The 17,960-nt window shown below is 54.7% G+C and carries 16 protein-coding genes; 9 read left to right on the top strand and 7 right to left on the bottom strand.

All coding sequences use genetic code 11. The annotated features are described in order from the left end of the window. Nucleotides 1-81 precede the first annotated feature (81 nt). The gene (locus TH468_RS20360) at nt 82-807 is read left to right on the top strand and encodes a ribonuclease activity regulator RraA (RefSeq protein WP_085646278.1); all 726 of its coding nucleotides are present in this window, start codon (nt 82-84) and stop codon (nt 805-807) included. A 78-nt stretch (nt 808-885) separates the two neighbouring features. On the opposite strand, the gene TH468_RS20365 is transcribed toward TH468_RS20360, so the two are convergent. The 5 genes from TH468_RS20365 to xylF all read right to left on the bottom strand — a co-directional run bounded on the left by TH468_RS20365 (nt 886) and on the right by xylF (nt 6,626). After that, nucleotides 886-2,130, bottom strand: coding sequence for an ROK family transcriptional regulator (locus tag TH468_RS20365; RefSeq protein WP_085646279.1), 1,245 nt, complete (start codon nt 2,128-2,130; stop codon nt 886-888). 105 nt (nt 2,131-2,235) lie between these two features. Further along, entirely contained in the window at nt 2,236-3,417 is a 1,182-nt protein-coding gene (locus TH468_RS20370) for a fumarylacetoacetate hydrolase family protein (RefSeq protein ID WP_085646280.1), read from the bottom strand. Next, nucleotides 3,414-4,232, bottom strand: coding sequence for an ATP-binding cassette domain-containing protein (locus tag TH468_RS20375; protein ID WP_085646281.1), 819 nt, complete (start codon nt 4,230-4,232; stop codon nt 3,414-3,416). Before TH468_RS20375 ends, TH468_RS20370 begins: the two co-directional genes overlap by 4 nt. Nucleotides 4,233-4,244: 12 nt before the next feature. After that, nucleotides 4,245-5,510: a sugar ABC transporter permease gene (locus TH468_RS20380; RefSeq protein WP_210402275.1), complete on the bottom strand. Its 1,266-nt coding sequence runs from the start codon at nt 5,508-5,510 to the stop codon at nt 4,245-4,247. Nucleotides 5,511-5,594: 84 nt separating this feature from the next. Then, nucleotides 5,595-6,626 carry a D-xylose ABC transporter substrate-binding protein gene (xylF, locus tag TH468_RS20385; RefSeq protein ID WP_085646283.1) on the bottom strand — a complete coding sequence of 344 codons (1,032 nt, stop codon included), beginning with the start codon at nt 6,624-6,626 and terminating at the stop codon, nt 5,595-5,597. Nucleotides 6,627-6,870: 244 nt separating this feature from the next. Here xylF and TH468_RS20390 point away from each other — a divergent pair, with 244 nt between their 5' ends. The 4 genes from TH468_RS20390 to TH468_RS20405 all read left to right on the top strand — a co-directional run bounded on the left by TH468_RS20390 (nt 6,871) and on the right by TH468_RS20405 (nt 11,668). After that, on the top strand, nt 6,871-7,632 hold the full coding sequence (locus TH468_RS20390; protein WP_085646284.1) for an SDR family NAD(P)-dependent oxidoreductase: 762 nt from the start codon (nt 6,871-6,873) through the stop codon (nt 7,630-7,632). Nucleotides 7,633-7,712: 80 nt separating this feature from the next. Further along, nucleotides 7,713-9,881, top strand: coding sequence for a dihydroxy-acid dehydratase (locus TH468_RS20395; RefSeq protein WP_085646285.1), 2,169 nt, complete (start codon nt 7,713-7,715; stop codon nt 9,879-9,881). Nucleotides 9,882-9,993: 112 nt separating this feature from the next. Then, the gene (locus TH468_RS20400; protein WP_085646286.1) at nt 9,994-10,689 is read left to right on the top strand and encodes a dienelactone hydrolase family protein; all 696 of its coding nucleotides are present in this window, start codon (nt 9,994-9,996) and stop codon (nt 10,687-10,689) included. Between the two features lie 136 nt (nt 10,690-10,825). Continuing rightward, the gene (locus TH468_RS20405) at nt 10,826-11,668 is read left to right on the top strand and encodes a fumarylacetoacetate hydrolase family protein (protein WP_085646287.1); all 843 of its coding nucleotides are present in this window, start codon (nt 10,826-10,828) and stop codon (nt 11,666-11,668) included. Between the two features lie 60 nt (nt 11,669-11,728). Here the strand turns inward: TH468_RS20405 and TH468_RS20410 are convergent, their stop codons facing one another. Next, nucleotides 11,729-13,318, bottom strand: a complete 1,590-nt coding sequence (locus TH468_RS20410; protein ID WP_085646288.1) for an FGGY-family carbohydrate kinase — start codon at nt 13,316-13,318, stop codon at nt 11,729-11,731. A gap of 222 nt (nt 13,319-13,540) precedes the next feature. Between TH468_RS20410 and TH468_RS20415 the strand changes: the two genes are divergently transcribed. Beyond that, nucleotides 13,541-14,275: an HAD family phosphatase gene (locus tag TH468_RS20415; protein ID WP_085646289.1), complete on the top strand. Its 735-nt coding sequence runs from the start codon at nt 13,541-13,543 to the stop codon at nt 14,273-14,275. Between the two features lie 7 nt (nt 14,276-14,282). Here TH468_RS20415 and TH468_RS20420 read toward each other — a convergent pair whose 3' ends face one another. Continuing rightward, the gene (locus TH468_RS20420; protein ID WP_007091580.1) at nt 14,283-15,014 is read right to left on the bottom strand and encodes a FadR/GntR family transcriptional regulator; all 732 of its coding nucleotides are present in this window, start codon (nt 15,012-15,014) and stop codon (nt 14,283-14,285) included. A gap of 133 nt (nt 15,015-15,147) precedes the next feature. Between TH468_RS20420 and TH468_RS20425 the strand changes: the two genes are divergently transcribed. The 3 genes from TH468_RS20425 to TH468_RS20435 all read left to right on the top strand — a co-directional run bounded on the left by TH468_RS20425 (nt 15,148) and on the right by TH468_RS20435 (nt 17,960). Further along, the gene (locus tag TH468_RS20425; RefSeq protein ID WP_085646290.1) at nt 15,148-16,131 is read left to right on the top strand and encodes a hypothetical protein; all 984 of its coding nucleotides are present in this window, start codon (nt 15,148-15,150) and stop codon (nt 16,129-16,131) included. Nucleotides 16,132-16,216: 85 nt separating this feature from the next. Then, on the top strand, nt 16,217-16,933 hold the full coding sequence (locus tag TH468_RS20430; protein ID WP_007091578.1) for a FadR/GntR family transcriptional regulator: 717 nt from the start codon (nt 16,217-16,219) through the stop codon (nt 16,931-16,933). A gap of 124 nt (nt 16,934-17,057) precedes the next feature. Beyond that, nucleotides 17,058-17,960, top strand: coding sequence for an SMP-30/gluconolactonase/LRE family protein (locus TH468_RS20435; protein ID WP_085646291.1), 903 nt, complete (start codon nt 17,058-17,060; stop codon nt 17,958-17,960).

Below are 17,960 nucleotides of genomic sequence, written 5' to 3' on the forward strand. Positions count from 1 at the left end.
CCTGCCGGCTGATCTGGCCTGATCGCATGTCATTGATTTGCCGGGGTGATCGGACCCCGGCGCACCTACGGAGTTCATATAATGAGCGATTATGTCCTTGGCGACGCAACGCGCGAGAAGCTTAAGAAAGTCAGCACGGCCTCGCTTTGCACAGCCCTTTTCAAACGTGGCCTGCGCAATCAGTTTATTCAGGATGTCGGGCCGGTTGCGCCAAAAGGTGAAAACATGGTCGGGCAGGCCTATACCCTGCGTTATATCCCGGCCCGCGAAGACCGCAACCCGATCGAGGTTTTCCGTGATCCCAACCATCCGCAGCGTGTGGCGGTTGAACAATGCCCGGCTGGTCATGTTCTGGTGATGGATAGCCGCAAGGATGCCCGGGCGGCATCGGCAGGCTCGATCCTTGTAACCCGTCTGATGAAGCGCGGCGTTGTCGGTATCGTTACCGATGGCGGTTTCCGTGATGCGGAAGGTATTGGCAAGCTTGATATCCACGCCTATCACAACCGTCCGTCGGCTCCGACCAACCTGACCCTGCATGAAGCATATGATCTGAACGTGCCGATCGGGTGCGGCGACGCGCCGGTTTTCCCGGGGGATGTTCTGGTCGGGGATAAGGATGGCGTTGTCGTCATTCCGGCCCATCTTGCCGACGAACTGGCCGAAGAATGCAGCGGCATGGAAAGCTTTGAAGATTTCGTTCTCGAAGAAGTTCTGGCGGGCAAGCCGATCATCGGCCTGTATCCGGCGACCAAGGACGAAACCAAAGCCAATTATGAGGCATGGCGCAAAAAAATGGGTCGCTGATCCTGTTATGCTTTGCTGAATCTCGCGTAAAGCCGCCCCGTTTCGGGCGGCTTTTTGCATTTCGGATGATTGATCCGGTCAGTTTATCGGAGGGTTGGCAAACATGCTTTCATCATGGCGCAAAAGGCTTTGGCCGATTGCACCCTGCAATGCCAGATCCTTGTCCCACGGCAGGTGGATAATCTTTGGTCCGCTGCGAAGCTCCGGCACTTGTGCCTCGCGAAGGCCGCGTTCGATTTCGGGTTCCATCAGATCATAGGCGCGTGCGCCGGAACCGGTAATCAGGATGCGTTCCGGTCCCAGAAGGGCGATCAGATTGGCAATGCCATATCCCAGTACCTTTCCGGCGTGGCGGAACAGATCGGCAAGGTCGTCGTGGCCGTCACGCGCCCGTTTGACCAGATCCATCATCTGTTTTTCACTGGGATGCAGACTGTTGGGATCGGGCAGGTCAATAAGGCCGCTGGCATCACGCAAAATGGCGTAATCCCCGATATAGGCTTCAATACAACCGCGTCGCCCGCAATTGCAAAGCGGCCCGTCGGGCTGGTATTTCATATGGCCAAATTCGGCGGCTGCGCCAAAATGCCCGTTATAGACCGCCCCGTTCAGGACAAGCCCCATACCCACGCCATAGCCCAGCATGATCACGGCAAAATCGCCATTGCCGCCAAGATTATTATTCTGGGTAATTGCGGTCGCAATACAGTTGGCATCGTTTGACATCTGGACAATGCCACCAAAGCGTTCGCGCAACGGTTTGGTAATCGCGATGTGACGATTGCGAAGGGCCGGTGACCAGATGATTTCGCCGCTGTTGCTGTCGGCGACACCTTGGATGGCGATACCGATCCCGATGGGCGGGTTTGGAGCGATATCGCGGTTATCGGTGATGAACTGATCAATCAGATCGCAAAGTGTTGTGACCAGGGATGTTTCATCAAGATCACGGGTGTTGATGCTGTGCTGGATACTGCGTTCAATCTCGCCCTTGAAATTTCCCAGTGCGATTTCAATCAGATTGATCGTTAGTTTAACGCCAACCACACTGGCCGCAGAGGGCACAAGATCAAGCAGAACCTTGGGGCGGCCGCGTGTAGCGCTTTGGCCGCTATTGCCATTTACTGTGTTTGGTACGCCTTGTGTTTCCTTGACCAGCCCCTGGGCAATCAGGTCCGCGGTGAGTGAGGTGACGGTTGCCGGGCTTAATCCCGTGGCGTTGCCGATATCGATCCGTGCTGCCGGGCCATGGATACGCAGAAAGCGCAGAATGGCGATCTGGGACGGTTGGCGCGGGGTATCGTAATCGGTTCGACGGCTCATGGGCGGGGCCTGTTATTCTGCAAGGCGGGGTCGGTACCGGGGATAAACCCGGTACCGGATAAGGGTATGTTTTTTACCGCTTTGGCAAGCTGGTGATGCAGCAGGTTAAAGCAATCCGCGTGCGGCCAGATTGGTCATCAGTGCCGTAATGCCAAAGGTCCATGGCGCAATGGCATCGGACCGCTCGACCTGATTGCAAAGCTTGCCGAGGCAGGGGGTCGAAATGGTAACGAGATCGCCCATTTCGTGGGTGAAGCCCTTACCAGCACCACCGCGATCATCGGTGGGCGCAAACATCGTGCCGAGAAACAGCATGAAACCATCCGGATATTGGTGATGTTTACCGCACGCCTGTGCGGCGAGGCTTTCGGGTGAGCGACTGATCTGGCTCATGGAGGAGCCAGCATCAAGGTGATAGCCATCCTGTCCGTCGACCGCCATTTCAAGATCGGCCTGCTTGACGGTTTCAAGCGTGAAATTACCATCAAAAATGCGGATGAACGGCCCGATGGCGCAAGACCCGTTATTGTCCTTTGCCTTGCCCAGAAGCAGGGCGGAGCGGCCTTCGACGTCGCGCAGATTGACATCGTTGCCAAGGGTCGCACCGATGATTTTGCCCTTTGAGCTGACGGCGAGAACGACTTCGGGTTCCGGGTTGTTCCAGTTTGAAATCGGATGCAGGCCAACATGCGCGCCATGACCCACGGCCGACATCGGCGGGGATTTGGTAAAGATTTCCGCATCAGGGCCAATGCCGACTTCAAGATATTGCGACCATGCGCCTTTGCCGATCAGGACTTCCTTGATGTCCGCGGCCTTTTGCGATCCCGGTTCGATCTGTGACAGGTCATCGCCGATGATGCCGGTGATTTCGGTGCGGATCAGGTCGGCCTTGCTGGCGTCGCCGCGCGCCTGTTCTTCGATCACACGTTCCAGAAGACTTGCGACAAACGTCACGCCACTGGCCTTGATCGCCTGAAGGTCATTGGGACTTAGTAGATGCAGGGTTTGCGATCCGGCACCGGGTTTGGATGCTGCCGCAACGTCATCAAGCGTACCGACAAGCGGGAAACCAGACGGATTGCGAAGCTGCGATACCAGGTCTTCGCGTTCAAGAAGCTGACTGATGGTCGGGGCCAGTTTGCTGATATCGCGAAGGTTGCCCTGATCGACAACAACCGGGGTCGGGCCGGAAACGCGCGGGTCCCAGACGCGACCAACCAGAATGGCATTGCCATGATCGTCGGGCAGAATATCGCGGGCGGTATTCGGAAAGTCGATAGTCATTGAAGGGCCTCTTTGTTCGGGGCGTTGGTAGCACCCGGCCCGGCCAGATGCATAAGATGTTCGGGCATTTTACCCAGAATGATCATTCCAAGAACGTCATCATGGGTGACATCTTTGGTCGGGACGGTGCCGACCAGCTTGCCGTTCTTCATAACATGCAAACGATCAGACAAATCAAACACATCATGAAGATCGTGACTGATCAACAAAATACCGAGCCCGTCACGTTTAAGCTGGGCAATCAGTTCGCCGACCATGCGGGTTTCATGCACGCCAAGTGCCGCGCAGGGTTCATCCATGATCAGGACGCGGGCTTCGAACAAAAGCGCGCGCGCAATCGCGACCGATTGGCGTTGCCCGCCCGAAAGGGCCGAAACCGGTGATGTGAATTTATGGAAATTCGGATTCAGGCGATGCAGTACTTCGCGCGCCTTGTGTTCCATCGCTGCATCGTCAAGAAAGCCGAATTTATCAACGATTTCACGGCCGAGAAACAGGTTCTGGGCGGCGTCAAGATTATCGGCAAGGGCCAGGTTCTGATAGATGGTTTCGATATTGTTGTCGCGGGCATCGCGGGCATTTTCAATTTTGGCTTCATGGCCATCGACGATGATCTGGCCGGTGTCGGCCTTATATGCACCCGAAAGAACCTTGATCAGGGTTGATTTTCCAGCGCCATTATGACCCAGAACGCCAACGACTTCGCCGGGATAAAGATCAATGGAAACCCCATCGACTGCCTTGACGCCGCCAAAGCTGATATGGATGTCGCGCATTTCGACCAGCGGGCTTTGACCGGTTTTGATATCGTTCATTTCCCCATACTCCTAGCTGGTCGGGTCGCTATAACGACGGTGGAAATATTTGTCGCTGAACACGGCAAGGACAAGCACAAGACCGATGACGATGCTTTGCAGCGACGTGTCGACGCCCAAAAGCGCCATACCGCTTTGCAGGCTTTGCATCACAAGGGCACCGATCAGCGCGCCATAGATGGTGCCGACACCGCCGGCCAGCGACGTTCCGCCGATCACAACCGCGGCAATCACGCGCAATTCGTCAAGCGTGCCAAGGTCATTGCCCGCCGATTGCAGGCGTGCCGATGAAATCGCCGCACTGATCGCGCACAAAACCCCCATAAGGGCAAAAACCGCAACCGTCATGCGTTTGACGTTAATGCCGGCCAGTTCGGCGGCCTGTGGGTTGCCGCCCATGGCGAAAACGTAGCGCCCAAACCGGGTGCGTTTGGCAACGATGGTCAGAACAATCGCCACAAGGGCAACAATCAGAAGCGGAACCGGAATGCCGTGCGAAATCATAAGGTTTTCAGGCGTTACTGGAATGCCGCGATCTTCAAGAATGCGTTCGGCTGCACGTTCGGGTAGATGATAGGCATTCAGCGTGATGATCGCCACCAGAACCAATCCGGCCTTGATGATTGTATTGGTATATTCCGCCCAGATCGGTTTGACCGGAAACTGGAATGATAACCGGCGGCGACGTTCCATAATGGCGGCATAGATGATTGCGGCAATGGCGATGGCTGCGACGATCCAGCTCCAGGTTGCGCCAATTGTGCCTTCGATTCCGCCGCCCAGCAGCATGAAGTTGTGATCAAGCGGGGCAACAGTGCGCCCCTGCGTGACCCACCAGGCCGCCCCGCGCCAGACCAGAAGTCCGCCCAAGGTCACAATAAATGCCGGAACGCCAAGATAGCCAACGGCAAGGCCTTGAACCCCGCCTATTGCCGCGCCAATGATCAACCCGACAAGCAGGGTAATGATCCATGTCATCGGGTGATTGTATTCAAGGAATTGCGGCAGGATGTCGGATTGCACGACCCCCATGATCATCGCAAGAACACCCAGTATCGCGCCGACCGAAAGATCGATATGCCGGGTGACGATAATCAGAACCATGCCACAGGCCATCACGGCAACAGATGCCGTCTGAACCGACAGGTTGAAGATATTACGCGGGGTGATGAAGCGGCCGCCGGAGGCAATATCAAAGCCGATCCAGATAACCAGAAGCACAACGGCGAGCCCTACAAGGCGGCGGTCGACTTCCATCTTGGCAAGTAGTCTTGTCATGTAAAATGCTCGTCAGGCAGCGGGGCCGGTCGACAGGGTGCGGCCGGCCCCGGGGTTTAACAAGGTCGGAGGGAGGAAACCTGCCTAGTTACAGGCAGCGACCTTGCCGCTTTCAACCCCTTTGCAGACGACGTCCTTGGATACCCAGCCCGCGTCGATCACAAGATCAAGCTTGTTCTGGGTGATCGCCACCGGATCAAGGAAGTAGGACTTCATGGTGACACCGTTCGGGCTTTTCCAATCCTCGGTGCCTTCGACATCACCAAGTTTTGTACCCTTTGCCAGTTCAACGGCGATTTCAGCTGCGCGCTGTCCGAGAAGGCGGGCATCTTTCCAGACCGAAACCGTCTGGGTGCCAAGAGCGACACGGTTAAGTGCTGCGTGATCGCCATCCTGACCGGAAACCGGGATGCCCTGCATACCCTGTGCGGAAAGGGCAGCAACAACACCACCGGCGGTGCCGTCATTTGAGGCAACAACAGCATCGACCTTGTTGTCGGCAGCGGTCAGGAACTGTTCCATGTTGCGCTGGGCGATGGCTGGCTGCCAGCTATCGGTATAAGCTTCGCCGACGACCTTGATGTCGCCGCTATCGATAGCGGCCTGAAGGATTTCAAGCTGGCCTTCATGCAGGATATTGGCGTTCGGGTCGGTCGGTGCGCCTTTGATGAAGACGTAATTGCCTTTCGGCTGTTCGGCAAACACGGCTTCGGCCTGAAGACGGCCGACTTCCTTGTTGTTGAACGTAATGTAATAGGCGTTCGGGTCTTCGATCAGGCGGTCATAGCCAACCACCGGAATGCCTTCATTGATCGCCTGTGTGACTGCAGCGCCAATGGATGAGGAATCCTGTGCCAGAACGATAAGGGCATCTGCGCCACGCGAAATCAGACTTTCGATATCGGAAAGCTGTTTGGACGGCGAACTTTGGGCATCGGCACTGATATATTGTGCGCCAGCTGCTTCAAGCGCCTTCACAATGGCGGCTTCGTCGGTTTTCCAGCGTTCTTCTTGGAAGTTTGACCAACTGACACCAACGATCAGATCGTCGGCAAAGGCGTTGGCGGAAAACAGCACGGCACCGGCCAGTGCGACCGAGGAGAGGAGTTTTTTCATCTGTTTCTTCCCTGAATGATATGTGTCTTGCAGTGACATTTATTTTTGTTGTCGAAAAAATGTTGACGCCTTCGATCCGTCCTGTCAAATTTTTTTTAATGAACAAATTAAAAATCTCGCTTTTCAGGCTAAAATCCATCATTGAACCGCATGTTTAGTTGATTCTATGTGGATTTGAGTTGGTGCAGCGCAGCATTTAATTTGATAGTGAAAAATAAAAGATGAAAACAAGTCAGGGAACGTCATGACAGCGAGTTATCACGACATACAGGGCAAATCGGTTCTTGTGACCGGTGGCGCATCGGGCATCGGGGCGTCTATCGTCCGGGCTTTTTGTGTGCAGGGCGCGCGGGTCGGTTTTTTTGATATCGATGATGATGCTGCGGCAAAACTGTGTGCCGAAATCGAACGCGATCTGGATGTTCGTCCGTACTACATGTCACTTGATCTGCGCGATCAGGCCCGAATTCCCAAGGCAGTTACCGAAATGGCATCGAAAATCGGCGTGATTGATGTGCTGGTCAATAATGCCGCGCGTGATGATCGCCACAGCCCCGAAGAAACCGGGCCGGATGAATGGCGTGACAAGCTTGATGTCAATCTGTCACACCAGTTTTTCTGTTCGCGTGCCGTGGCAAAGGGCATGGCCGAGAAGGGCCGGGGCAGCATCATTAATTTCAGTTCGGTAAGTTATTTGATGGGGCTGCCCGATCTGGTCGGTTATGAAACGGCCAAAGCCGGTGTGGTTGGCATGACGCGCGCACTGGCGCGTGATTGGGGTGCTGATGGTATCCGGGTCAATACGGTCATTCCGGGCTGTATCATTACCCAGCGACAGCTTGACCTTTGGATCAGCCCGGAAGATGAAGAGCGCATTCAGTCCGAACAATGCATCAAGCGTCGACTTGTCGGGGATGATGTTGCACAGATGGTGCTTTTCCTCGCATCTGACGTGTCATCGGCATGTTCGTCACAAAGCTTTATCGTCGACGGCGGACTTGTCTGATAATCTACCCAAAACGAAGTAACGTTAAGCCATAATCGCCATTATTCCGCAGCCCCGATATCCCGCAGTCAGAGTCGATCATGCCCCACCAATCCCGATCCATCCCCAATGCCATTACCATTGATGAAAAAGCCAATCCCTATCGTGACTGTATTCAGGGGCTGGCCAATCAGCCGATTACGGTTGTCCGTCTTTTGCGTGATGCGGTGAATGAAAACCCGGTTGTTGCTAGCGATCGGAAATTTGCGGTGCCCGAAATCCGCGATGTGGTCGGGCGTTTAGTGGAAAACCGGCCACGCATTGCGATTATCGGCGGCGCACCGGATCATCCTGCGCATTTGCTGGATCGGCCACAGGCCTTGATGGCGGCCATTCGTATCTGGGAAATGGGCGGGGTGCCGTTCCTGTTTCATGTACCGGTAATCTGCGATGGCACGGCGCAAAACAATATCGGCCAAAGTTATTCGCTTGCGTCACGCAACCATACGGCTGCTGCCGTGAACATTACCTTTGAAGGCCACAGTTATCATGCGGCTTATGTGATTGCCGGGTGCGACAAATCACCCGCCGCCGTTGTGGCCGGTTTGGCGGCCGCCGATCAGGCGCGCAAGTATCGCGGCGATCAGGCCCCTGTCTGGGCGGTGTTTGCGCCGTCCCACGTTCTGAAGGGCGGGGAAATTCCCGATGGCACCCGCCGGTTGCTAGATAAAATTGCCGATGATGCAGATCTGGCCGGGCATGATGACCTTGGTTCGGATATTCGAGAAAACATGCGCTATATCCTGCAATGCACGTCTGACGAAGCCTTTGCCGGGTTGCTGGACCGGGCGCGGTTGCTGGGCATTATCGATGGCAAGATGGAACGCCGGGTTCTTGACGAGCTCGCCGGGGCGACCTGTGATTCCAAGGGCGGGATTTGCGCCTTTAACGGCACGGGCAATTCATCGCGCACCATGCTGGCAGCCTTTGGCCTGACACCGCCTGAACTGGAATTGCTTACCGATGTGCCGCCTTATGCGGCGGTGGCGGCCGGGATTGATGCGCTGTTTGGGGTATTCAACAAACCTGAATATGCGATCAGCAATCTGTTGAAACGCAACTTTGCCAATTTCGTTCGCATCCATAATGCCACGGGGTCAAGCAGCAACATGCTGCTGCATTTGCCCTTCATGATGCGCTATGCCGGGTTTGATGTGACGATTGATGATTATCAGGATGTGCGTCTTAAAACGCCGGTGCCGGAAATCTTCGCCCATAGCCTGACCGAAAACCGCGATACCTTTGTTCTGGCGCAGCAAATGGCCGAAGGCAAAAACCGCGGCATGGAAAGCATCTATCGCATTCTGGCCGATCTTGGTGTGGCGATGGATCTTGATGCGCCGACGGTTCTTGGCAGGACATGGGGGGAAAGGATTGCAAATCTTGAAAACCCCGTTGATCTGTCGCTGGGGGATAAATCGGTTATCCGGGCAACGCCGGTGCGCAAGCGGTCCGGTGTTGACGTTCTGACCGGCAGTTTCTTTGAGAATTGTACGGTCAAGACATCGGGTATGAGCGACCATCTGATCGAACATTTCGACGATCACGTTTTCATCGTGCGTTATTATGAAAACGAGCATGTCTGTAACGCTGATTTTGCCTCGCCCGATCTGGTGACGCGTTTGATTGAAACCGATGGCGTGGACGAAGACCTGATTGCTGCCGTGGTGCGGCGCAATGGTGGCAACCGGGTTGATATGGATGCACCAAAGGACATGCTGGCACAGGGGCATTTGTCCTTTGCCTTTGTCATTGGCGGGCAGGGGCCGGAAGCCTATGGCATGCCGGAAATGTTTTCACCGTCCCAGAACCTGCGCCATCATCGCATCCTTGAAGCATCAAGCATGCTGATCACCGATGGCCGTTATTCCGGCGTGACGAAGGGGGCGTGTATCGGCCATATGGTACCAGAGGCCTTCGTTGGTGGCGGCATCGGTCATCTGCGCGACGGGGATGTGCTGCGTCTTGATCTGACGAAAAATACACTGGATTGGCTGGATCGCGATGCGTTTCTTGCGGGGACGGAAACGGCCGGAAGCCCGATTGATCTGGCGGATCGTGCACCGTTATTTGCTGAACGGCAAAAGCGCATGATCGCACGTCAATACGATATCGCAGCCAGCAACGTGATGGATCATGTATCTAACGCGGCACGCGGGATCGTACCGGGTGTGGTGGATCGTCGTGCGGTTAATCCGTGGCGAAACTGATCTGAGGGACAGGGATTTCTGCCACGCCCTTGCGAAATCAGTATGATCCAATACCTCATCAGGGAAACAACCGGCGTCGCCGGAAAATCCGATATCGACAAGGAGGACCATCATGACCAGCAAGCTGACCGTGCAGACGCCGGACGGAAATTTCGATGCCTATGTCGCCATGCCGGCCAAATTACCGGCACCGGTGGTGGTGATTATTCAGGAAATCTTTGGCGTGAATGCCGTCATGCGCGGCATTGCCGATGACTATGCCAAGCAGGGCTATATCGCGGTTTGTCCTGATCTCTTCTGGCGGATCGAGCCCGGGATCGAAATCACCGACAAGACCGAAGAAGAATGGAAACAGGCATTTGGCTATTATCAGGCATTTAATGTCGATAAGGGTGTCGAGGATATTGCGGCAACCCTGACGGCAGCACGCAAGATTGATGGTGCAAATGGCAAGGCCGGTGTTGTCGGTTTCTGCCTTGGCGGGCTTTTGACCTTCCTGTCGGCCACGCGAACTGATGGCGATGCCTTTGCCGTCTATTATGGTGGCGGCATGAACAATTATGTCGGCGAAGCCGGGAAGATCAAACAGCCGGTGATCATTCACCTTGCCGGGAATGATGAATATATCCCTGCCGATGCGCAGGCCGTTATCAAGGATGCGCTTGATGACCATCCGTTGACCGAGCTTCATTTCTATCCCGGTCGCGATCATGCGTTTGCGCGCAAGGGCGGGGCGCATTACGACGAGAAGGATGCAGAAACCGCCAATGCACGGACGGCCGAGTTTTTTCAGGAAAACCTTGCGTGATCGTCACAACGTGATCCCAACAAGGGCCGCAAATCTGCGGCCCTTTTAATTTACAAGATCAATGATCCTTACTGGACCCATGATCGGTTTATTTGTATGAGGAATACAAATAAACCGATCATGGGAGGAATATTAAATGAAACTTCTGCGTTTTGGGGCTGCCGGTGCGGAAAAGCCCGGGCTTCTAGATCCGGATGGTGTAATCCGCGATCTTTCGTCGGTGATCGAGGATTACAATCCCGAGACCATTTCCGATGCGACCTTTACCAAAATCGCAGCCCTTGATCCCAAAAAACTTCCGGCAGTTTCCGGCAATCCGCGAATTGGTGCCTGTGTTGCCAAACCAGGCAAGTTCATTTGCATCGGTTTGAACTATTCCGATCATGCCGCCGAGGCGGGCATGCAGGTGCCGCCCGAGCCGATCATCTTTTTCAAGGCAACGTCGGCAGTTTGCGGCCCGAATGATGATGTCGAAATCCCGCGTGGGTCGGAAAAATCTGACTGGGAGGTTGAGCTGGGCATCGTGATCGGCAAGCAAGCCAAATACGTGACCGAGGCGGAGGCGCTTGGTCATGTTGCCGGTTATTGCGTGGTCAATGATGTGTCCGAACGTGCGTTTCAGCTTGAACATGCCGGACAATGGGTAAAGGGCAAAAGCCACGATACTTTCGGCCCGATTGGCCCGTGGCTTGTGACACGGGACGAGGTTGCCGATCCGCAGAACCTGCGTCTGTGGCTGGAACTGAACGGCGAACGTGTTCAGAATGGCAGTACAGCAACTATGGTTTACGGCGTTGCCTATCTGATCAGCTATCTGTCGAAATTCATGACCCTGCAGCCGGGCGACATCATCACGACTGGTACCCCGCCCGGTGTCGGTATGGGCATGACGCCGCAGCGTTTCCTGAAACCCGGCGATGTCATGGAGCTTGGCGTCGAAGGGCTGGGAAGCCAGCGTCAGAAAACCGTTCAGGCCTGATGAGGCTTGTGAGCAAAATGAAAAGCCCCGCTGCGTATGTTGCGGGGCTTTTTTTATGAATCAGCCTGCTGCCATGGCATCAAGTTCCTGTCGGTGGGCATGAAGCTTGTGGAAAATGGCATAGCGCCTATCGTGGGCGTCCTTTGAGGTTTGGTCCGGGGCGTGGATGGTTTCCTTGCCAGCCATCCGGCGCGATGCAAGGGCAAGACCGCCTTCGGGATCAAGGGCCGCCGCACCCAGCATCGCGGATCCCAGCAGGACCGGTTCGGCACAGTCGGACATCACGACATTGCAGCCGGTGACGTCGGCATAAAGTTTGATCAGAACCGGGCTTGCAGTGTGTCCGCCGCTTAGATGGATATGTTTGATCTCATAGCCCGTTGCGTTCAGGGCATCAATGATATGGCGCGTGCCATAGGCAATCGCGCAGGCGGTTGCCCAGTAAAGGTCAAGGAAGCTCTCCTCGCTTTGATCAAGGCTGAGACCTGAAATCACGCCGAGTGCTTCTGAGTCGGCAAGTGGCGACCGATTGCCATGAAAATCGGGCAGAACATGCAGTCGGGGCGCAAGATCGGGTGTTCCCATCATCCGGGGCATAAGCTTTTCCCCTGCAAGCTTGTGCGCATCACGGCCCATGTTGTGCGAAAACGGATGCATGGCCACGATATGATCAAGCAGCGCGCCGGTTGCAGACTGACCGCCCTCGTTTAACCAAAGACCCGGCGCAATCGCCCCGAAATAGGGGCCCCAGACACCTTTAATGAAACGCGGTTCGGAGGATAGAGCCATATGGCAAGTGGATGTTCCGGCAATCATGGCAAAGCGTTCATCAAGATTGCCATCCAGATATTCGCCAAGTGTGCCAAGGGCCCCGGCATGGGCATCAATCAAGCCTGCCCCCACGACGCAATCGGTGGTCAGGCCGAGTTCGGCGGCCCCCTGATCTGACAGATTGCCGATCAGATCGCCAACACCCAATGCCTTGCGGTTAATTCCGGCCTTGCCGGGGAAATCATCAAGGCCGATCTGATCAAGAAACGCGCGATCCCACGGATCATCCTGATGCGCCAAATAGGTCCATTTACAGGTGATTGTGCAGCAGGACCGGTCGTCACTGCCGGTTGCGCGGAAAGACAGGAAATCGGCAAGGTCATATGCCGCGCCCATTTTGTCCCAGTTCTGACGATGATGGCGTTTCAGCCACATCAGTTTGGGCAATTCCATTTCGGGGGACATGGTGCCGCCGATATATTCTAGCACCTTGGTGCCGGTTTTGGTGCATTCTTCGGCTTCGCGGATGGCACGGTGATCCATCCAGACAATAACATCCCAGTTATCCGCACCACCCGGTGTTACGCCAAGCGGACGGTTATCAGTATCGCGGATCACGAGCGAACAGGTGGCATCAAATCCGATGGCTGCGACCTGATCGGCGGCAATATTTGATTTTGCCAGCGCGTCGCGAACCGACTGGCAAACCGATTGCCAGATATTTTCCGAGTCCTGTTCGACAAAATCAGGTTTTGGCTTGTTCATGGCGATGGCATGGGCGGCGCTGCCAAGCAACTTTCCATCGACGCTAAACACGCCAGCGCGTGCGCTTCCGGTGCCAACATCCACGCCGATGATGAACTTATCTGTAGGGCTCATTTGATCTTCCTCCCGCGGGGCCGATTGGTAGTGTGATGCGTTTTGAGCGCAAATCCGACCCTGATTTCAAGCGATTTCCGCGTATCTTTTTGTCCGCAATAAATTTACATGACGTGCAATTGAGCAAAAGTGCATCATTTGGTCAAATGCTCATTTTGGTTGACTGTGATATTCGCATTTGTATAGGCTTTTGTCATCAAACCCAATGAAGCCAGGTTCAACATGGCCCCCCGAAATGTCCAAGATAACGTCCGTAACCGGACACTGGCACCGATCATGACCGGCAAGGGTGTCGTTCTTTTTGATTGTGACGGTGTCCTGGTCGACAGCGAACCGATCTCCTTGGCAACACTTGTCGATGTGCTTGATCATTACGGTGCACCGCTAAGTCTAGCAGAAGTTGCAGCACGCTTTACCGGGCGATCAAGTGCCGCCCCGATCGAACATATCCGCCTTGAAACCGGACGTGACATCGCCCTCGAATTCAAGCCGTTCTTTTATGAGCGTCTGTTTGCCCGTTACGACGTTGAACTTCGGAAAACAGACGCAATCGATACGGTCCTTGCCGCGCTTAAAAAACGCAAGATCGCGTTTTGCATTTCATCAAGCAGTTCGGTGCAGCGGCTTGAACGGACAATGAACGTGACGGGACTGGGCCATTGGTTCGGAACCGATATTTACAGTGCCGATTTCGTCCTTAACGGTAAACCAGCACCGGATCTGTTTTTATATGCCGCTGATAAAATGGGGTTTCGTCCGGATCAGGCAATCGTGATCGAGGATTCTATTGCCGGGGTGAAGGCCGCCGTGGCAGCAGGCATGACCTGCATCGGTTATATCGGGGGCGGGCATTATGCCGGGCAGCGCGAAGATGCATCGACCCGGCTTTATGACGCCGGGGCCGATATTGTTTTCGATGACATGCGTGATATCGTCACCCTGATCAAGCAGAGCTAGAGTCTGCCTAGCGCTGCCGCAGCAGGCTTTGGTAGCGGGCCTGACTCTGGCTGAGATGTTCGCGCATTGCGGTGCGGGCCGTTTCGGCATCACGCGATGCAATCGCATCAAAGATGCGATGATGTTCGGCCAGAATTTTCTGCATATAGTTTTTCTGGTCTTCGACCTCGGGAGGGCGGCGGCGTAATTGCGCGCGCGGGATGGTCTTATCGCCCAGATGTTCGAGAAACTCGACATAACGCCGGTTATTGGTCGCATCGGCAATCGCGCGATGGAACTCGAAATCGGCCTTTTCGGTCGGATTGCCGCGTTCAAAGCAGTCGGTCATTTCCTGCAGGGCTTCGTATATTTTGGCCTGCTGGGCGGCAGAGCTTCGTGCGCAGGCAAGACCGGCTGCCTCGATCTCGACTGCCATGCGCAGTTCAAGAATTTCCAGGACATCGGAAATCTGCGCGGAATCGACGGCAAAGATCGTGCTGCCTAGTTTGCGCGGATTGGGAGCCAGCACAAACACGCCTGCTCCTTGGCGCGGTTCGAGCAGACCATCGGCCTTAAGGGCCGCAATGGCTTCGCGGACCACCGTGCGGCTGACGCCGAACTGTTCGGTCAAAACCGGCTCGGTTGGAAGTTTGCTGCCGGGCGTGCGCATGCCGCTTTCAATTTCGTGACGCAGGCTTGCAATGACCTTTTCGGTCAGCGAAACTTTTCGTGGCGCGTTCTGCGCGGAGTTGTTGCTCATTTTCTTGCTCTGCAAATCCGCTATGATCGGAACCAGATGTTAATAATGATGAATTTAACATCCTGAAATAGTCCTACGATGTTGGTGACGGAAAGTCATCATATGATTTTGATATAGTGATGGGGCGACGACAATGGCCAAATCGGCCGAACCGGAATATCGCTGGAACAGTGGTCCGTTCAGGGTCGGAATTGTCCCGCGGGGCGGGGCCATTTCGCGGATCGACTGGGTGCGTCCCGACGGTAACGGGGTGGTAAACCTGTTGCGTCCGGTTGACGATTATTCCCCGGCATCGGGCAATCCTTCGCACCTTGGATGTTTTCCGATGGTACCCTTTGCCAACCGGCTGGGTTATGCCCAGTTCGAATTCGATGGCAAAACCATCAATGTTCCGGCAAATCGGGCACCGGACCCGCATGCCATTCACGGATTTGGTATTTCAAGTATCTGGGATATCGAACGTCCAACGGTTGATACCATCCGGTTCAATCACAAACATGATGATCCGCTGACCGGTTTTTGTTATGTCGCCTGGCAGCAGATCAAGGTCGCAAACGATACTATTTCAATCGAAATCGGTGTGCGTCATCTTGGCAAGGATCCGATGCCATACGGGATCGGGTTGCATCCATGGTTCCCCGGAGGCGAAAGTGCATGGGTACAGTTTGTTGCGACCGACTGTTTCGGAACCGACGAAGGCAAGTTACCCACAACGCGCACGGTGATCGATCTTGGTCGCGATTTTGCCGATGGAAAAATGATCCGCCATCACAAGGGGCTTGATATTCATTATATCGGCTGGAACAAACAGGCGGAAATGGTCTGGGCAGACCGGCAGTTAAGCCTGCTTCTGGAAGCCAGTGACACTTTGTCGAATCTGCAATTCTATATCCCGGAAAACGGTCAGACATTCTGTGTCGAGCCGGTGTCGCATGTACCAAACGTCCATAACCGTCCTGAATTCAAGGAATTCGGCGATGTCAGGGTGCTTGGCTATAATGATACGCTTTCTGGCGTCATGACCCTGACACCAGGCCTTTTGAGCGGATCGGATAATAGCCTTGTCGATGATCACGAGGAATTGGTCGGCAGGCGGGATTATTCACTGGTCGACTGATTGCTTCCCCTTTACCCCCTCAGAATTTGCCGATAAAACTTACAAGTAAGAATGACAAGATGACAAGTTGACGGGGATTGGGGAAATGACCGGCTTGCAACTTAAAATCCAGAAGCGTGAAAAACTTGCGGATCAGCTTTACGGGCAGATACTTGAGCAGATTGTATCGGGCAATCTGTCCGAAGGGGCCAAGCTGCCCTCTGAAAATGAAATATGTGCATCCTTTGGTGTGTCGCGACCCGTGGTACGCGAAGCCCTGCGCAAATTGCAGTCTGACGGGTTGGTATATGCCCGACAGGGAGTTGGATCATTCGTCAAGAAACGACCACCACAAGGGTTGATCGAGTTTGGCGGGATCAATGATGTGGCCGGGTTACTGCGCTGTTTTGAAGCCCGCATTGCGATCGAGGGGGCAACCGCGCGCATGGCCGCCGAACGCGCCACACTGCGTCATCATCGCGACATCGAACGTGCGCTTAAGATGCTTGAAGAAGGTATTGCAGCCGGTGATATAGCCGATCAGGCGGATTTTGAATTCCACATGTCAATCGCACGCGCCAGCGGCAATGATATCTTTGTCACCATGTTGACGTCCCTACATGGCGTGATTGCCAAAACCATGAATGTCGCCTTGAACATCACGCGCACCGGATCGGCCGAACGGGTAAAAAAGGTTCTTTTGGAACATCGTCAGATTTATGATGCGATTCGTGGGCAGGACGGCGAGAGCGCGGAATTGCTAATGCGCTATCACCTGCATCAAGCCCGCCAGCGGGTAACCGACCATGCGCGTGATATGTAACGTCGCGACTTCCACGCACAGAACATCCTGTAAAGTTTCCACGCAAATTTGTTGACAAGTTGCCCCGAGCGCCTGCACACAAGTCGTATGACGAATTGCGTCGGAAAGAATACAGGAACGGATCATGTCAGGTGATATTTCAGCCGTACAACAGCCCCGCATTCTGCTGGAGGAACGGTTTGAACTGGGCGAATGCCCGAACTGGGACGGCGACAATAACCGCCTTTACTGGGCCGATATCATTGGTCAGAAAATCCATGCGCTTGATATTGAAACCGGGCAGCGCCATAGCTGGTCATTCGAGAGCGAAGTCGGCTGTTTCGGTCTGACCGATCAGGGGCGTCTGGTCGTGGCGCTGAAAAGTGATATTATCCTGTTTGATCCAAAAACCGGGGTGCGCGAAAAGCTTGCCGCGGTCGATGGTGATAATGACATGAGCCGCACTAATGACGGCAAAATCGGCCCGGACGGGGCATTCTGGGTCGGCACCATGGACCAGAATGCCGACAAGCAGCCGGTGGCATCGCTGTATCGCGTTACCGGATCAGGGGAAGTCGAACACAAGGCCGGCGGGATCAAGATTTCCAACGGTCTGGCATGGTCGCCCGATGGTCGCATTATGTATCATTCGGATTCTCGTGGGCCTTGGGTCAATCGCTGGGATTTTGATGCCAAGACCGGCGCGATCAGTAATTGTCAGCGTTTCCTTGATCTTAACGACACGGTCGGACGCCCGGATGGTGCGGCGGTTGATATGGAAGGCTGTTATTGGAGTGCGGGTGTTTCGGCGGGCAAACTGAACCGGTTTTCCCCTGATGGTACCTTGTTGCTATCAATTGATATGCCGATGCCAAATCCGACCATGCCGTGCTTTGGCGGGGTGGACATGAAAACGCTTTATGTCACCAGTCACATGGAAAACTACCCGGCCGAAAAACGTGCCGAATTCCCGGATGCAGGCAAACTTGTCATGCTGCGTGTCGATGTCGCGGGGGTGTCGGTCAACCGGTTCTGCGAAGATGTATAG

The sequence above is a fragment of the Thalassospira sp. MCCC 1A03138 genome, from assembly GCF_002115785.1.
In the GTDB taxonomy this organism is placed as follows: Bacteria; Pseudomonadota; Alphaproteobacteria; order Rhodospirillales; family Thalassospiraceae; genus Thalassospira.

Coding starts and splice junctions, on each gene's coding strand:
- TH468_RS20390 (WP_085646284.1), top strand. CDS start 6,871: ATGACAGCGAGTTATCACGACATACAGGGCAAATCGGTTCTTGTGACC.
- xylF (WP_085646283.1), bottom strand. CDS start 6,626: ATGAAAAAACTCCTCTCCTCGGTCGCACTGGCCGGTGCCGTGCTGTTT.
- TH468_RS20410 (WP_085646288.1), bottom strand. CDS start 13,318: ATGAGCCCTACAGATAAGTTCATCATCGGCGTGGATGTTGGCACCGGA.
- TH468_RS20360 (WP_085646278.1), top strand. CDS start 82: ATGAGCGATTATGTCCTTGGCGACGCAACGCGCGAGAAGCTTAAGAAA.
- TH468_RS20380 (WP_210402275.1), bottom strand. CDS start 5,510: ATGACAAGACTACTTGCCAAGATGGAAGTCGACCGCCGCCTTGTAGGG.
- TH468_RS20400 (WP_085646286.1), top strand. CDS start 9,994: ATGACCAGCAAGCTGACCGTGCAGACGCCGGACGGAAATTTCGATGCC.
- TH468_RS20425 (WP_085646290.1), top strand. CDS start 15,148: ATGGCCAAATCGGCCGAACCGGAATATCGCTGGAACAGTGGTCCGTTC.
- TH468_RS20370 (WP_085646280.1), bottom strand. CDS start 3,417: ATGACTATCGACTTTCCGAATACCGCCCGCGATATTCTGCCCGACGAT.
- TH468_RS20430 (WP_007091578.1), top strand. CDS start 16,217: ATGACCGGCTTGCAACTTAAAATCCAGAAGCGTGAAAAACTTGCGGAT.
- TH468_RS20420 (WP_007091580.1), bottom strand. CDS start 15,014: ATGAGCAACAACTCCGCGCAGAACGCGCCACGAAAAGTTTCGCTGACC.
- TH468_RS20435 (WP_085646291.1), top strand. CDS start 17,058: ATGTCAGGTGATATTTCAGCCGTACAACAGCCCCGCATTCTGCTGGAG.
- TH468_RS20375 (WP_085646281.1), bottom strand. CDS start 4,232: ATGAACGATATCAAAACCGGTCAAAGCCCGCTGGTCGAAATGCGCGAC.
- TH468_RS20365 (WP_085646279.1), bottom strand. CDS start 2,130: ATGAGCCGTCGAACCGATTACGATACCCCGCGCCAACCGTCCCAGATC.
- TH468_RS20395 (WP_085646285.1), top strand. CDS start 7,713: ATGCCCCACCAATCCCGATCCATCCCCAATGCCATTACCATTGATGAA.
- TH468_RS20415 (WP_085646289.1), top strand. CDS start 13,541: ATGGCCCCCCGAAATGTCCAAGATAACGTCCGTAACCGGACACTGGCA.
- TH468_RS20405 (WP_085646287.1), top strand. CDS start 10,826: ATGAAACTTCTGCGTTTTGGGGCTGCCGGTGCGGAAAAGCCCGGGCTT.